A 16,621-nucleotide genomic window follows, 5' to 3' on the forward strand; every position below is an offset into this window, starting at 1 on the left:
ATCATGCCTATACAAACTCCAATATGTGATTTCGGTCAAAAGGCTCACCACTTTGAACTAAAATCCACAGATAATAAAATTTTATCACTCAATGATATCAAAGGTGAGAATGGTACTTTGATAATGTTTATTTGTAATCATTGTCCATACGTAAAAGCTATTACAGAGGATATTGTTAAAGATTGTAACGAATTAAAAAAAATTGGAATAAACTCGGTTGCTATTTGTGCTAATGATCCAGTGAACTATCCTGAGGATTCATTTGAAAATATGATTAAATTTTCAGAACAAAATCAATTTTCATTTCCGTATTTGATTGATGAGACTCAAGAAATTGCAAAAACATATGATGCAGTGTGTACTCCCGATTTTTTTGGTTATAATAAAAATTTAGAGCTTCAATATCGTGGTAGAATGAGAGAGTTGAAAAATTTAGTTCCAGTAAGAAGTGGTGAAAGTGATCTTTTAAAAGCTATGAAACAAATTGTAGAAACAGGAAAAGGTCCAGAAAATCAAATCCCTAGTGCTGGTTGTAGTATTAAGTGGAAAAATAATTAATGTATTTAATTGTAACAAGATCTTTTCCACCTGAATTAGGTGGCATGCAAAGTTTAATGTGGGGTCTTGCTCGTGAAATGTCTAAAAATTTTATGATTAAAGTTTTTGCAGATTATCACAATGGTCATAAAAACTTTGATGAACAAGCAAATTTCTCAATAGAAAGAGTTGGTGGAATAAAATTTCTTAGAAAAATAAGGAAATCTCAACTAATTGATGAGTTTACTAAAGAAAATAAAGTTAAAGGTATAATTGCTGATCATTGGAAAAGTTTGGAGCCACTTAAATCTAAGAATAAAAAATATTGTCTAATTCATGGAAAGGAAATCAATCATCCTAAAGGTAGTGCTCTCAATAAAAGAGTTTTGAACGTGTTAAATAATGTTGAAAAAGTTATTGCTAATTCTCAATATACAAAAAATCTTGCTATTGAGATTGGAGTAAATGAAGAAAAAATTATAGTGATTAATCCTGGAGTTGATCCTGCTAAAGAATTAGATAAAAAATCATTAGCAAAAGTAGAGAGTTTGCTAAAAATTAAAAAACCAAGATTAATTACAGTTTCAAGATTTGACAAAAGAAAAAATCATGAAAAAGTGATAATGTCATTAAGAAATTTAAAACAAATCTATCCTGACATTGTTTACATATGTATTGGTTATGGAGAAGAAGAAAAGAATATCAAAAATTTAGTCAAAGAATTAGGTTTAGAATCTCAGGTAATGTTTTTCAAAGATATAAGTGATGATTTGAAAAATGCTTTAATTTCAAGTTCAAATATTTTTGTGATGCCTTCGGTTATTCATAAAAAATCTGTTGAAGGTTTTGGTATAGCTTATGTTGAAGCTGCACAATATGGTGTTCCATCTCTAGGTGGAAAAGATGGAGGTGCGCCCGATGCAATTGAACATGAAAATACAGGAGTTATTTGTGATGGAAATAGTTTAGATGAAATTTATTCATCACTATCGTCTATGCTTAACAGCAATAAATTTGTTGAGTATGGAAGAAATGCTAAATCAAATTCAGATAAGTTTCTCTGGTCGAATATAATTAAAGAATATAAAAAAATTCTTTAAGCTTTCTTTTTGAAAGAAGAATAAATTTGCCAACCGACAATTGCTACAGTTATCAGTAATATTATTAATGTTAAAGGTCTATCCCACAAAAAACTAAAGGAACCATCACTTATTAACAAGGATCTTCTTAAGTTCTCTTCCATTAACTTTCCTAATACAAATGCAAGAATTAAAGGTGGCATTGGAAAATCATACAGCCGTAAAAAAGTTGCAAGCAATGCAATTCCAATCATTAAATATATGTCAAAATTATTAAAAGAAATTAAATAAATTCCTGTGATTGAAAAAAATAAGATTAATGGAATTAAAAAATTTCTTGGAACTGCTAAAATTCTAGCGATGTAAGGGATCAAAGGTAAATTTAAAATTAGTAGAACCACCATCCCAATATACATTGACATTATTACTGACCAAAAAATTTCAGGATTTGTTTGATACAATCTAGGACCAGGTTGAATACCAAAACCCAACAATGCTCCTAGCATCACAGCTGTTGTACCACTTCCTGGTATACCTAGTGTTAACAATGGAACAAAAGATCCAGAACATGCAGCATTATTCGCAGTTTCTGGTGCTGATAACCCATGAACACTTCCTTTTCCAAATTTTTGTTTTTCCTCATCATTTACATAATTTCTTTCCATTCCATATGCTAAAAAAGAAGCAATTGTTGCTCCTGCTCCGGGTAATACACCAATCAAAAATCCTAATATCGATGATCTAGGAATAGTTTTTGCCATCTTTATAGTTTCTTCTTTATTAACCTTAATTGAACCAAGTTCTGTTAAAGAAATTTGTTTAGCAGCTCTATTGGGGTCTTTACCTCTAAATATAATAGTTAAAGCTTCACTCATTGCAAATGTTGCCATTACAATCAAAACGAAACTTATCCCATCAGATAAATTCATATTTCCAAACGTAAATCTAGAAATATCAGATAATGAATCTTGACCAACAGATGCGAGCATTAATCCTAATACTACCATCATCATTGCTTTTAAAAATTGACCTTTAGATGAAAAGGCAGATACAGCGGTTAAACCTAAAATCATCAATGCAAAATAATCAGGTGATCTAAATGATAAACTTATTTTTGATAAACTTGGTGCTGCAATTAATAGAAAAATTGCAGAAATAGTTCCACCAGCAAATGAACTGTAAGCTGCAATTGCTAAAGCCTTACCAGCTTTTCCTTGTTGAGCCATTGGATAACCGTCAAAAGATGTTGCAACTGTACCTGGTACACCAGGAGCATTTAAAAGTATTGAGGATGTTGAGCCTCCAAATACCGCACCATAATAAACCCCTGCCATTAAAATTAACCCTGAAGCTGGATCAAAACCATAGGTTATAGGAATCATCAATGCTATAGCTGTCATTGGTCCTAAACCAGGCAACATTCCAATTATTGTTCCAGCAAAACAACCAATCATTACAATTAGGATATTTTGTAAAGATAAAGCTGTATTTAGACCAATTAATATTCCTTCAATCATCCTATTATTCCTAAGTATTTAAGTAATGGGTCTCGCAAATAGATATTTAAAACTCCATGTAACAAAAACATAAAAATAGCTACGAATGGAAATGAAAGTAAAAACATCCATAACCATCTTCTCTCACCCAATAAATAGTATGAAACAATTAAAAATAATGATGTAGATAAAAAATAACCTACTTTTAAAATCACAGCTCCATAAATTATCGAAACTAAAATTAAATATATAATACTTTTGTAATCTAAATATTTATGATCAACCTCTGTTGGTACTTTTTCTGGTAAAATTATTTTTAAACCTGAAAAAAAAATTCCTGCCCAGCCAAGATAAATTGGAAAAGTTCTGGCATTGAATGGAGCATTTTCATCAAAAGTAAAAACTACAATTTGATGAGCTGTATATAGATAAAATACTGAAAAAATAAAAAAGAGCAGTGAGATAAATTTTGTTGGACTTATTCTCACTGCTCTTCTCTCAATTAATTAATCCGCAAGGATTAAATAACTCCTAGTTTTTTCATAAGAGCTGTCATTTCTTTTGTTTGTTTTTCTAAAAATTTAACAAACTTTTTGTCTGGGTTGTAAATATTAACCCATGCATTTCTTGCTCTGACAGTTTCCCATTCAGGAGTTTTTTGTACATCGCCTAGCATTTTTGCAATTTTTTTCTTATCAGCATTGCTCATACCTGGAGGTCCAAAAAATCCTCTCCAGTTTACGAATTGTACATCATATCCTTGCTCTTTAAGCGTAGGTGCATCTGGTGCATCTGAAACTCTGCTAGGTGCAGTGATACCAATAATCCTTACTTGGTCTCTTGCCCCCATAAGTTCACCTAAACCTGTAGAAATAATTTGTGTTTCTCCAGATAAAAGTCCAGCTAAAGCTTTACCACCTGCATCATAAGGAACATATATTACATCATTTGGATTTGCTCCTGCTTCCTGAAAAGCTAAAGCACCAATTAAATGGTCCATACTTCCTCTAACAGATCCTCCAGCCATTTTTACTGACTTAGGATTTTTTTTGTAAGCATCAACTACATCTTTAAAATTTTTGAATGGAGAGTCTTTTGCAACAGCAATTGCACCATAATCTCCAATTACACCAGCAATTGGCACAACATCTTTGTAAGACAATACTCCACTTCCACCGCCAGAAACATAACCTTCATGTCTAGTAATAGATCTCAAAACCAAAGGAGTTGATTGTACTAATACAGTGTCAGCAGGCTTATTGTTAATCATATAAGCTAATGCTTTTCCACCACCACCACCTGACATGTTTTCAAATGATGCGCTTTTTAATAATCCAGCTTTTGTTAAAGCTTCTCCAGTACCTCTAGCAGTTCCATCCCAACCACCACCAGCACCACCACCAATTACAAAGTGTAACTTATCAATTGCAATTGAACTCGTAGTTGTTGCTGAAAATAGAAGGATTGCTGAAAATAATACTGAAAATATTTTTTTAATATTTTTCATTTTTCCTCTCTTAAGTTAATAAGATAAGATTAAACATAAAACATAATTTAATGTCAATCTCTCAATAAGTCTTTATGAGCTCGAATTTAAAAATTAATAAAGAAAATTTGTCTCAATTATTATCTAAAAAATTTTTTTTAGTTATTCTAATTGGAATACCTAGCGCAATAGTTACGGATTTTTTTAATATACCTCTTGCTTGGTTTTTAGGACCAAAGAAAACTAAACTAGCACCTCACCTCTCATCAAAGGTCTAAAGGTTCTAAAAAAAATTGCAGATTTTGCGTGAGGCTTTCCATCTTTGTTTTCTATAATTGCCCCAGAAGTAGTTAAGCCAGATGGATGTCCAACACGTAATTCTAATGGGTTTGAGTCTATTCTTTTAATTTTGTTTGGGATAGTTCCCTCTATAGCAGCTGCTACGCCAATATTAACTCCAGCTGTTCCCATAATTGCTTTATGAGTTTTTCCCATTGAAAACATTCGGGTAGTAATATCTTGATCATTTGAATTAATTTTTTTGTTATCTAAGCTCGAATAATCTTTTGGTGAAGTTACAAATCCTATTCTTGGATTACCTAAAGGCGCGTCACCTATTGATTTTGATAAACCAATAATGTGAGCTGATTTTTGCCTAATTTTTTCAATTAAACTTAATTTGTCAGTTTGATTATCTAATTCCTCTGGTGTTTCAGTTCCTGTTAATCCTAAATCTTCAGCAAGAATATAAACAAGAGGTGTAGCAGCATCTATAATACTTACATTAATTTTTCCAAAACCCTCAATATCTAATTCATCAATTGCATTTCCAGTCGGTAACAGTTTACCAGTTCCTGATCCACCTGGCTCAATATAATCCAATCTTACTTTAGCACCCGAGCCCTCTACGCCAGCAATACTATAATCTCCATCAATAACTGGTTTTCCATTTTTAACCTCAAAAGTTGAATGTATAATTTTATCAGTATTCATTTGATATATTCTGATCGTATTTTGACCTTCGTTAGGTTTAACAATTCCTTCTTGAACAGCATAGGGGCCAACTGCACCTGATAAATTTCCACAATTATTATCCCATTCTGCAACAGGTTTATCTATTGCTAACTGTATAAAATTATAATCAATATCAGCATCACTTCTTTCTGAAGGACTTATAATTACACATTTTGAAACTGAAGATAATCCTCCACCCATTCCGTTAAGCTGTCTTTTATTTAAATCTGGACTACCAATTACTTTTAGAAAAATTTCGCTTAATTCTTTTTGATCTTGAGTGGGGAGATCTTTTTTTTGAAAAAAAACTCCCTTACTTGTACCTCCACGATAATAAGTAGCTTTAATCCATTTTTGTTCCATTTTTACGCCTCTTTATAAGCGGTAGGTAAGATACCACCGTTTTTCCAAAAATTAACTTCTTCTGGAACATCTAGTCTTACTTTGAGATAAACTTCAATAACATCACCAGTTTCTTTATGTATTTGCATTAAAACTTTTTTATTATCATCACTAATTTTGTTTAAACCAGTTAAAGAAAATTGATCTGAACTATCAATCTTAAGTTCATCTATACCTTGTCCTTTTTCAAATTGTAAAGGAAGTAAACCCATTCCAACTAAATTTGACCTATGAATTCTCTCAAAACTTTTAGCAACAATAGCTTTTACACCAATTAATAATGGTCCTTTAGCAGCTACATCTCTTGAAGATCCGCAACCATAATTTTCACCTGCTAAAACTATTAAATCTTTATTTTCTTTTTTGTATTCAAGTGAAGCTTCGTAAATTCTCATCATTTTTTTTTCAGGATACTTAATTGTAAAACTTCCTTCTTGATCAGGTGTCATTTTATTTCTTAGACGTAGACTTGCAAAAGTTGATCTCTCTACTATTTCGTGGTTTGCTCTTCTAGTTGTATAGGTATTATAATCTTTAGCATCAATTCCGAGTTGATTTAAATAATCTGATGCCGCGGTTCCTTTCGTGATAGAGCTTGATGGGGAAATATGATCCGTAGTAATAGAATCTCCTAAAAGAACAATTGGTCTTGCTAAGTTGATATCTTTAACTTCATAATTTTCTGTATTCTTAAAATATGGTGGTTTTTTTATGTAAGTACTTTCTGGCCAATTATAATTTTCAGTATCTGAAACACTTAGTTTTTCCCAAAGATCGCCTCCATCAAAAACTTGATCATATTTTTCTCTAAAAGTTTCTGCTCTATAAAACTCATGAATTATTTTTTCCACTTCATCATTTGATGGCCAAACGTCTTTCATAAATACTTCTTGGCCATTTAAATTTTTACCTAAGCTATCTTTTAATATATTCTTTTTAACTGATCCTAATATTGAAAATAGTACAACTAAGGAAGGTGAAGCTAAATATGAAGCTCTTATATTTGGATGAATTCTTCCAAGAAAGTTTCTATTTCCAGATAATACAGCAACTGAAAATACCTTTTCATTTTCAATTGTGTTTGCAATATTGTCATCTAATGGCCCTGATCCACCATTACAAGTAGTACAACCAAAGCCTACTACATTAAAACCAAGCTGATCTAAGTATTTTTGTAATCCAGATTTATGTAAAATTTCAGCAGTAACTTTGCTTCCTGGCGCAAAAGACGTTTTAACTTTATCGTTCTTTTTTAAACCCTGCTCAACTAATTTTTTTGCAATTAACCCAGCTGCTATTACGTTTTTTGGATTAGCAGTATTTGTACAACTTGTTATTGCAGCTATCATGATATCTGCATCTTTAATTTCATAATTTAATTCAGGCACATTAAATTTATCTTCTCTCAAATCTTTCTGATAAAGCATATTCGAATGGGCATTTATATTTTTAGAAAAGTCATTAAGGTTAATTTTGTCCTCTGGATTTTTTGGACCAGACACACAAGGTTCTATAAATTTCAAATCTAGATTTAAAACTCGGTTGTACTCAGGCGTTACGTCAGGATTTCTCCATAATTTTTGATACTTAGAATATTCTTCAACAACTTTTATCTCTTCATCAGTTCTTCCTGTCATTTTTAAATAATCTAGGGTTAAATTATCTACAGGAAATAAAACTGCTGTTGCACCATATTCAGGAGCCATATTTGCAATAGTTGCTCTATCACCAGCTGTCAAACTCTCAACTCCCTCACCTGAAAACTCTATAAAACTGCCAACAACTTTATTCTGTCTTAGTAATTGAGTAATAAATAAAACTAAATCAGTTGAAGTAACACCTTCTTTTAAAGAATTTTTAAGATTTACTCCTACCACTTCTGGGACAGTCATAGGTATTGTTTTTCCTAACATCGATATTTCGGCTTCAACACCTCCTACTCCCCATCCTAACACTCCAATTCCATTAACCATGGGTGTGTGGCTGTCTGTTCCAATACATGTGTCTGGATGGATTAAATTAAAATCATTTTTCTTTTCTCGCCAAACAACTTTTGATAAATATTCAATATTAACTTGGTGACAAATCCCAACACCAGGGGGAATTACGTTAACTTTGTCTAAAAATTTAGAACACCATCTTAAGAAAGAAAATCTTTCAGAATTTCTTTCATATTCTTTTTTAAGATTATCTTTTGATGCATTCTCATTACCAAAATAATCAACTTGCAATGAATGATCGATTACTAAATCAATTGGTACATCTGGTTGAATATCTTTTGTATCTATACCTTTTTTTTGTAAGGCTTCTCTATAAGCAATAAAATCAACAAGCATTACTTTACCAAGAATATCATGACTTAGAATTCTATTAGGTGCAAAATTAATAGGTTGACCAATCTTTTTATCTAGAATTGAATTAATTTGTTCCTTAGAGTTATTATTTCGGTGTAAAAGATTTTGCCTGATTATATTTTCTATTAAAATTCTATAAGTATAAGGAATTTTATCAATATTGTTTATATTGCTAATATCAGCAAAATCATATTCGACATTATTAATTTTTAGTTTCTTAAATGTCTTGGGTATCATTTCTTATTTGTTTTAGTTCGATATTCCTCTGTGTCTACAGAAAATTTATGATCATTTTCAACTCTATCAATAATTTTTCTGAAATTACCCAATAAATTCTCTCTTTGTTGTAATAACCAAGTGTACTGCGCATCGCAACCTGAGACTGGTTGAGGATATTCAGATAATTCTTTATTAATTTTTTCTAATTTTAACTTATTTTTTTTTAACTTAACGGCCATGGTAATTCAAAATAAGACTGTAAAATCCCAGGGGGGAAATCCATTATCATAAAATGAGAAATTGCTCCTAAAAAAAACCAAACAAACAAACCACTTATTATACTATATGTCATACCTTTTCTTGCTATTTTATTTAAAAATAAAATCACAAACAAACCAATAGAAAAAAAGAATCCTATAAATACTGATAAAAATAATGGTGAAATAAACCAAAAAATTGTCATCCAATAACTTCTTATCTCTTTATTATCCCTCAATAAGTTTTCACCATCATAAAAAACTTTAGCTCCTGTTTTTCCAAAAAACATTTGTAGACCAATTATAGAAGTGAAAATGATCATAAAGATTCCAACACTTATAGGAAAAATTTTTCCAAGATATTGTAAATGATCAGTTACAAATATTGTATATACTCCCACAAACATGAGTAAGAATAAGAATATCCATTGAGAATTCGTATTTGAGTTTAATAGATCCGATTTAGATTTAGCAATTTCATCTTTTTTATTTATGATTTTTATACCTGAGTAAATAGAAAAAATTGAAATTAGAATTAATATTAAAAAAATAGGTCTAGTAAATAATTCAGAAAATTTATAGAACTGCATAGTTTGATAAAGATAAGTTTCAATACTATCGCTCAAAACAAAACCAATCATTAAAGCAACACGAGAATAATCAAACCTTTTCATAAAAACTGCTATCACACCAATGAATGTTGCAAATAATAAGTCTCCCCATGATCTTGTTGAGTTAAATATTGCAAACAAAATTAAAGATATAAGAAATGGTGCTAAGACTGTAAAATTTATAGTTGTTAATTGAGATATTGGTTTTGCCATAGCAACACAAATAATTGCACCAAAAATGTTCGCAACTGCTAGAGACCAAATAATTGTATAAATTAGATCTAGCTGTGTATCTATCATTTGAATACCTGGATCTACGCCCAACAAAATTAATCCACCCATTAATATTGCGGTTCCACCAGAACCTGGAATTCCAAACAACAAAGTAGGTATTAATGCTCCACCTTCTTTAGAATTTGAGCTGGACTCAGGACCAATAACACCTCTGATATCTCCATTTCCAAAATTTTTATTGTCTTTGACAGTTGTTTTGGCGTGACTATAACTTATCCAGTCAATACACGATCCACCTATACCAGGTATTAATCCAATAAAACTTCCAATAAAAGAACATCTTAAAACTAAAAATTTATTTCTTAAGAAATCTTTAAGACCTATAAGCCAACCTGATTTTTCTAATTCAGCTTTTTCAGAAACTGCTTTATTTGACCTTAATAACTCTACTATTTCAGGAAACGCAAATATTGAAATAGCAACAACCATTAGATGAATTCCACCACCAAGATACATTACAATAGGATTTTGAACTTCCAAAACTGTACTAAAGTCCAATCTATATTCTGAACTAGCTGGAGAAATTCCTATGCAACCAACTATCATTCCAAGACATGCAGCTACTAACCCTTTAAATATACTTGACCCTGTTAATGTTCCTACAACTGAAATTCCAAAAATTGCTAGCATCAACATTTCTCCTGTTCCAAAAGCTAGAATTATTGGTTTGGCAATCTGTATTACTGCTGTTAACAGCACAGCTCCAAATAATCCTCCAAACAGAGAAGAGAAAAAAGCTGCAGACAATGCTCTGGCTGCTTGTCCTTTTTTGGCCAAAGGAAAACCGTCCATGACAGTTGCTTGAGCTGAAACAGACCCTGGAACACCAATCAAAACAGCTGGAAAAGTATCAGCAGTAGCCACAACTGACATTAAACCCATCATCATTGCAATACCAGATATTGGTTCCATGCCAAAAACAAATGGAAGTAATAAAGATAAACCTACAGTGCCACCAAACCCTGGAATAACACCAACTACTAAACCTAACAACACACCTAAAATTAAAAAGAATAATGATTGTCCTGAAACTATTGTGATGAGTGCAGATAGTAAGGCTTCGATCATATGAAAACATTATATAAAAAAAAAGGGGGCAAAGCCCCCCTTTTTTCTCAAATTAGAACTTATTACTTAGTGTTTTTCCACTCTTGTAAAAATTTTTCTGATTTTGAATCAACAGAAGTTGCTTTTTTTAATGAAGATTTTAAGTTTTTTGAACCAGTAACTTGATCGTATTTACCAAGTTTCTTATTTAAAACTTTCATTGCCTCTGGATCATTAACGATAGCAGCTGCAGCATTCTGCCAAGCTTTTACAACATCTCTTTTTGCTGATTTTGGAAGCATCACATATTTTTGTGTTGCAAATCCTGCATAAAATAGAGCTGTCCAAGATTTAGCCTCAGTTCCTTTAAATTTGTTCCCAGTTACAACTTCATAAACTTCAGGAAAAGAAGGAAGATCTGGAAAGTTTGGGTCTCTTTCAACTTTTCCACCAACTGGAGCTCCCCAAGTCATTACCGCAACCATTTCTCCTTTTTCTACCAATGGCTTTACATGTTTTAGGTATGATGCTGTTGTTTGGTAATCAATTGTTGTTTCACCTCTAAGAATTGCGGCTCGTCCTGCTTTTCTTCCTTTCATGCCATAAACAACATTTACGTCTAATCCCAACATATCAAATGCTAAAATAGGAACAGCATCTAAAGATGTTTTTCCTTGAGAACCATAAACTAATTTTGATCCTTTTAATTTGTCAAAATCTTTAATAATGTCAGTTATTCCCATATCTTTTCTAACGTAAACAACACCGCCTGTTCCACTTGCAAATACTGGAACCATATTTTTATATTGGTATCTTACTCTTTCATCTTTAAAGATATATGGTAATTGCACCGAACCTGATGTTCCAAAAACAACTAGGCCATCTTTGTCTTTACCATGCTCTGCAAAATATTTATTTGAAGCGCCAATTGCCTTTCCATCTGTTACATTCTTTACCACAACTGTTGGATTGCCTGGTAAGTTTTTACTAAATGCAGGACCAATAGCTCTAGCCCAAGTATCTGAACCACCACCAGCTTTAAATGGTATCCACATTGTTACTGTTTTTCCAGAATAGTCCACTGCTAATGCTGAAGAAACTGAGATCACTGAAGCAACTATTGTCGCTAGTATTTTTTTTATCATTACGTCTCCCTATTTAATTTAATAATTTTTAAACTATAGGAAAAAATTTAATATAATTATAAAAGACAAAAGGTCTCTATTTTAAAATAATTATTTGCTTTATTGGTTTAATGCAGCAAATCTTCCAGAAATTCTACCAAATACAGATCCTGAGGTTAGTCCACTTCCGCCAGGATAATTATTATAGAAAATTCCACCAACCATTTCACCTGCAGCGTACAGGCCCTTGATTGGTTTATTTTTTTTATTCAGGACTTCACATTTTTTACTTACTTTGAGGCCACCATAAGTAAATGTAATCCCACACGTAACTCCATAAGCGTAAAAAGGAGCTTTATCAATTCTATTTGCCCAATTAGTTTTATTTATTCTAAGACCATTAGTTCTTTTGCCATCTTTGATAGTTGGGTCGAATTTGATTTTATCATCAACTTTATTATTGTAATCTATAATAGTTTTTAACGCTTTTTTGCTATTTACACCTTTTAATTTTTTTACCAAAGTTTCTAAAGTATTGGCTTTAACCATGGTTACATTTTTTACATCATATTCTTTATACAACATCGGTCTTACTTTTTTATCAAATATCTGCCAAGCAAATTGATTAGGTTGTTTAATTACTTCTCTACCAAATTTAGCATATGTATAATTTCTAAGATCTTCACCTTCATCTACAAATCGATTACCTTTAGCATTTAAAACTATACCCCAAGGATAACTAATTTTTCTATACTTTGCTGCGATTTTTAAATCACTAAATTTTGGGCCATTCATATCATGAAAAACAGCATGACAACCCTTCCATTCACCATAAGCAGCGGCACCATGTTCAAAAGCCATATTAAGACCATCTCCAGTATTAAACTTTGTCCCTCTTACTTTAGCCTTATCCCAACCTTTACCAAGAAATTTTGACCTCATCTTCGCGTTTGCTTCAAAACCACCACAGGCTAGTATTACTGAGTTACAAAAAATATCTTGTTGTTTTTTTTTATTTAAAACTTTTAGTCCTATAATTTTATTATTTTTTTTTATTAGTTTTTTTGCAGCAATTTCATATTTAATTTCAATTTTATTTTTTTTCACAATATTAGAAAGAGATTTTATTAATCCTTCTCCTTGATCTTTCACTTCCAAAGTTAGTCCACCCCAATATTTTGTTACACCGTTTACAACAAAAGATTGTTTACCTTTAATGGGTACAAATTTTAGCCCTTTTTTACTAAGCCAATAAATCGCCTCATGACTATCATTAACTAATTTTTTACTTAAAAATTTATCAGTTTTATTTTTTGTAACTTTTATCATGTCGTCATAAAAATTTTTTTTCGAATATTTCCCATAATCTATTTTTTTTGTTTTTTTTAATGAAGGGATTATCTTTTTTAAATCTTTAAAATTTTCATAAGCAAAACGATAGGATCCATTAGTGTATCTGCTATTTCCACCCGATAGTTTTTTTTTAGCTTTTTCTATGACTAGAATTTTTTTTGCTCCGTTATCTTTTGCTGATAAAGCCGCACATAAAGCTGCATTACCACTTCCAACTACTATTACATCGTATATATTCATAATTTTAGACCTTATGCAAAATTTTAAAAATATAATCAAGCAAAGTTATGTCGCTTTGTTACTGGGAACTTTAGGTGGTGTAATTGCTTTATTTCTGAATTTGCCTCTACCATGGTTATTAGGTCCTTTGCTATTAAATTTATCTATTTCATTCACTTCATTTAAAGTTACTTTTTCTAAAAATCTTCTAAGTCCAATTTTTCTCATCATTGGAATAATTTTAGGTGGAACACTTAATGTTACTTTGCTTTATAAAATTCATCTTTGGATATTTTCTTCAATTTCAATGATATTTTATGTTTTGATAAGCACAGTAGTAGTGGCTTATTATTTTTTGAAAATTTGTAAATTTGAGAAACTAAATTCTATTTTGGCAGCCCTTCCAGGGGCTTTTGTGCCAATTTCTGCTGCTTTATTAAATTTAAAAAATAATAATAATCAAAGAGTTCTCATACCACAAGCAACAAGAGTTATTTTTTTAGTATGTATGTTGCCAGTAATATTCGTTTATCAAGTTGGCTATATTGAAATTGAAGGTTTTGGAAATGAAAATAATTATGATTTAAAATATTTTTTTGAGTTGTCACTAATTTTTTTTATTTGTTATTTTTTTTCATTATTTTTAAAGAGATTTAAAGTCCCATCATCGACTCTTTTAGCTGGCATGTTGATTTCTGGAATTTTGTACACATTTGATATTACCAATGCTAGATTTCCAGATGTATTTATAAATATTGCTTTTATTTTTTTAGGAACTGCACTTGGAAGTCGGTTAAATGGATTAAAAATAAAAGATTTATTATTCTATATTTTTCATGGAATAATTATTTCTTCAATTTTAATAATAATTGCTGCTTTGGCAGCTTTATTTTTAGAAAGCTATTTTGGTTTTGATTTCCTACCAACTTTTTTAAGTTTTGTACCAGGTGGAATTCATGAAATGGTTGTAATAAGTGTTGCGTATAATATTGATCCTATATTTGTAAGTTATCATCATTTTTTAAGAATAATTTTGATTGTACTTTTGATACCTTTTATAATAAATAAATTTTACCCTAAATGAATGATCAAATAAAAATACCATGTATGTTTATCAGAGGCGGAACGTCTAGAGGTCCCTACTTTTTGAAAGAAGATCTTCCTTCGGATGTTAATAAAAGAGATAAAACTTTATTGGCTGTAATGGGCTCTCCAGACATGAGGCAAATTGATGGACTTGGTGGTGCCGAACCAGTTAAAAGCAAAGTTGCTATAATAGATAAATCATCCGAAGATGGTATTGATGTTGATTATTACTTCGCCCAGGTGAAGATAGATCAACCAATTGTTGATACGAAACCATCATGTGGAAATATCTTGGTAGGTGTTGGGCCCTATGCAATTGAAAAAGGTTTGGTTAAACCTGATGATGGCGAAACATCAGTTGTAGTTCGAGATAAAAATACAGGTATGAAAATTGAGCAAATTGTAAAAACTCCTGGAAAGAAAGTTCAATATGATGGGGATTTCAAAATTGATGGGGTGCCCACACCAGGATCTCCAATAAAATTAAAATTCTTAAATATAATTGGCTCACAAACAAATAAACTGTTCCCAACTGGAAATAAAATTGATTGTATTGATGGGGTTAATTTCACACTAATAGATTGTGCGGTTCCAATGGTTATTTTTAAGGCTAAAGACTTGGAGCTGAACGGTAGCGAAACTTTTAATGAATTAAATGAAAATAAAAATATAATAAATCGTATGAATGACATTCGTATAAAAATAGCAAAAGAAGTTGGTTTAGGAGATGTATCAAATTCTGTAATACCTAAAACTGCAATTATAATGAACTCTGATAAAGCAGATATTAAATCAAGATACTTTATGCCTTGGGATTGCCACCCAGCCTATGCTGTAACAGGATCGATGGCACTTTTAGCTTCTTGTAAATCTAAAAACACAATTTGCTCGGAATTTTATAAAGATTACACTGACACAGGTAATTTTTCCCTAGAACATCCTTCAGGATTATTAAAAATTAAATTTGATATAAAATATGAGGAAGATGAAATTAAAGATATAAGTGTTACAACAACTAGAAATGCAAGATTAATAATGTCTGGTAACGTTTATGTCAAAAAAAGTTTAATTGATTAATTAAGCTTTTTTAAAAGTCTTTCAAAAACTTTTTCGGCACTTAGATTATTTAAATCTTCTACTTGAATAGCTTTAAAATTTTCTCTTTCAATACTAACTTTGTAAGCTGTTGTGTGTTTTCCAAATAAAGCTAAACCTTTTGTATTTGTATGAGCAGCTATATGTGCGGGACCAGTATCATTAGCAATTACAAAACTGCTTTTTTGAATTAAAGTTGTTAATTGCGAAATACTTAATGCTTTATCATTATCAAGCACAGGTATTGCTTTAAAATTTTTAGAATCTTTAATTTCATTTGGTCCAGGTGCAGTTATAACTTTATATTCATTACCAAAATTTTCTAAAATTAAATCAGTAATTTTTTCATAGTAAGGCCATTTCTTAAGAGTTAAATGAGGTGAACAAAATGGAAATAAAAGTATAAATTTCTTTAAGTCATACTTGTTAATTAATTCATCAATATTTTCCGAAGCCCAATTAAAATTAGGTTTTAAAGTATTATTTGTTTTCAAATTAGAAGTTCTAAGTTGATGATCAAATCTCTCTAATACTGACAATTTATCAAATTCTTCTTTTGTTTTACTTTCAGGGAGAGTTGTTAATGAACTAGACCATTTTTCACTATTTGCATTTGGAAATAAAATTTTTTTATAAAAAGTACTCCTAGATGAATTTTGAAGGTCAAAAACTTTAAAAAAATTATGTTTTTTTAACTCTTTCATTAAAGAGAATAGATAAAATATATTAAATCTTGATAATCTTTTATCTAGTATTACTTCATGAATGTTTGGATTTTTTTTAAATAATTCAAAATATGGTTTTGTTGTTAATAAATAAATTTTGTCATTTGGATGATTTTCAAAAATATCTTGAATAGCGCCACTTGCTTGCGCTATATCACCTAAAGAACCATGTTTGATTATTAAGATATTAGACATTATAAGTATTTTAACACACAAATTATTT

General features: G+C 30.6%; 14 protein-coding genes. 4 read left to right on the forward strand and 10 right to left on the reverse strand.

Annotation, left to right across the window (positions count from 1 at the left end):
* Nucleotides 1-3: 3 nt before the first annotated feature.
* Nucleotides 4-558 (forward strand): thioredoxin family protein, encoded by a 555-nt coding sequence (locus ACTT9U_RS05600; RefSeq protein WP_440932185.1) that lies wholly within the window; start codon nt 4-6, stop codon nt 556-558.
* Complete coding sequence (locus tag ACTT9U_RS05605) at nt 558-1,637, forward strand: glycosyltransferase family 4 protein (protein WP_440932186.1); 1,080 nt, start codon at nt 558-560, stop codon at nt 1,635-1,637. The genes ACTT9U_RS05600 and ACTT9U_RS05605 overlap by 1 nt, the downstream gene beginning before the upstream one ends.
* Here ACTT9U_RS05605 and ACTT9U_RS05610 read toward each other — a convergent pair.
* The 9 genes from ACTT9U_RS05610 to tcuA all read right to left on the reverse strand — a co-directional run bounded on the left by ACTT9U_RS05610 (nt 1,634) and on the right by tcuA (nt 13,513).
* The gene (locus tag ACTT9U_RS05610) at nt 1,634-3,133 is read right to left on the reverse strand and encodes a tripartite tricarboxylate transporter permease (protein ID WP_440932187.1); all 1,500 of its coding nucleotides are present in this window, start codon (nt 3,131-3,133) and stop codon (nt 1,634-1,636) included. The two genes, ACTT9U_RS05605 and ACTT9U_RS05610, sit on opposite strands and share 4 nt — an antisense overlap.
* Entirely contained in the window at nt 3,130-3,600 is a 471-nt protein-coding gene (locus tag ACTT9U_RS05615) for a tripartite tricarboxylate transporter TctB family protein (protein WP_440932188.1), read from the reverse strand. The genes ACTT9U_RS05610 and ACTT9U_RS05615 overlap by 4 nt, the downstream gene beginning before the upstream one ends.
* A 32-nt stretch (nt 3,601-3,632) precedes the next feature.
* The gene (locus tag ACTT9U_RS05620) at nt 3,633-4,619 is read right to left on the reverse strand and encodes a tripartite tricarboxylate transporter substrate binding protein (RefSeq protein WP_440932189.1); all 987 of its coding nucleotides are present in this window, start codon (nt 4,617-4,619) and stop codon (nt 3,633-3,635) included.
* Between the two features lie 222 nt (nt 4,620-4,841).
* A complete protein-coding gene (locus ACTT9U_RS05625) occupies nt 4,842-5,975 on the reverse strand; it encodes a 2-methylaconitate cis-trans isomerase PrpF family protein (protein ID WP_440932190.1) in 1,134 nt (377 codons plus the stop codon).
* Nucleotides 5,976-5,977: 2 nt separating this feature from the next.
* Nucleotides 5,978-8,605, reverse strand: coding sequence for an aconitate hydratase AcnA (gene acnA, locus ACTT9U_RS05630; protein ID WP_440932191.1), 2,628 nt, complete (start codon nt 8,603-8,605; stop codon nt 5,978-5,980).
* On the reverse strand, nt 8,602-8,826 hold the full coding sequence (locus ACTT9U_RS05635) for a hypothetical protein (RefSeq protein ID WP_440909694.1): 225 nt from the start codon (nt 8,824-8,826) through the stop codon (nt 8,602-8,604). The genes acnA and ACTT9U_RS05635 overlap by 4 nt, the downstream gene beginning before the upstream one ends.
* Nucleotides 8,811-10,817, reverse strand: coding sequence for a tripartite tricarboxylate transporter permease (locus tag ACTT9U_RS05640; protein WP_440909695.1), 2,007 nt, complete (start codon nt 10,815-10,817; stop codon nt 8,811-8,813). The genes ACTT9U_RS05635 and ACTT9U_RS05640 overlap by 16 nt, the downstream gene beginning before the upstream one ends.
* Before the next feature lie 62 nt (nt 10,818-10,879).
* Nucleotides 10,880-11,941, reverse strand: a complete 1,062-nt coding sequence (locus tag ACTT9U_RS05645; protein ID WP_440932192.1) for a Bug family tripartite tricarboxylate transporter substrate binding protein — start codon at nt 11,939-11,941, stop codon at nt 10,880-10,882.
* A gap of 99 nt (nt 11,942-12,040) precedes the next feature.
* The gene (gene tcuA, locus ACTT9U_RS05650; RefSeq protein WP_440909697.1) at nt 12,041-13,513 is read right to left on the reverse strand and encodes an FAD-dependent tricarballylate dehydrogenase TcuA; all 1,473 of its coding nucleotides are present in this window, start codon (nt 13,511-13,513) and stop codon (nt 12,041-12,043) included.
* A gap of 13 nt (nt 13,514-13,526) precedes the next feature.
* Between tcuA and ACTT9U_RS05655 the strand changes: the two genes are divergently transcribed.
* Both ACTT9U_RS05655 and ACTT9U_RS05660 read left to right on the forward strand, forming a co-directional pair.
* Nucleotides 13,527-14,576, forward strand: a complete 1,050-nt coding sequence (locus ACTT9U_RS05655; RefSeq protein WP_440909698.1) for an AbrB family transcriptional regulator — start codon at nt 13,527-13,529, stop codon at nt 14,574-14,576.
* Complete coding sequence (locus tag ACTT9U_RS05660) at nt 14,573-15,655, forward strand: 2-methylaconitate cis-trans isomerase PrpF family protein (RefSeq protein WP_440932193.1); 1,083 nt, start codon at nt 14,573-14,575, stop codon at nt 15,653-15,655. Before ACTT9U_RS05655 ends, ACTT9U_RS05660 begins: the two co-directional genes overlap by 4 nt.
* On the opposite strand, the gene ACTT9U_RS05665 is transcribed toward ACTT9U_RS05660, so the two are convergent.
* Nucleotides 15,652-16,593 (reverse strand): glycosyltransferase family 9 protein, encoded by a 942-nt coding sequence (locus ACTT9U_RS05665; RefSeq protein WP_440932194.1) that lies wholly within the window; start codon nt 16,591-16,593, stop codon nt 15,652-15,654. The two genes, ACTT9U_RS05660 and ACTT9U_RS05665, sit on opposite strands and share 4 nt — an antisense overlap.
* Nucleotides 16,594-16,621: the final 28 nt, after the last annotated feature.

The organism is Candidatus Pelagibacter sp. (assembly GCF_052049975.1).
Taxonomy (GTDB): domain Bacteria; phylum Pseudomonadota; class Alphaproteobacteria; order Pelagibacterales; family Pelagibacteraceae; genus Pelagibacter.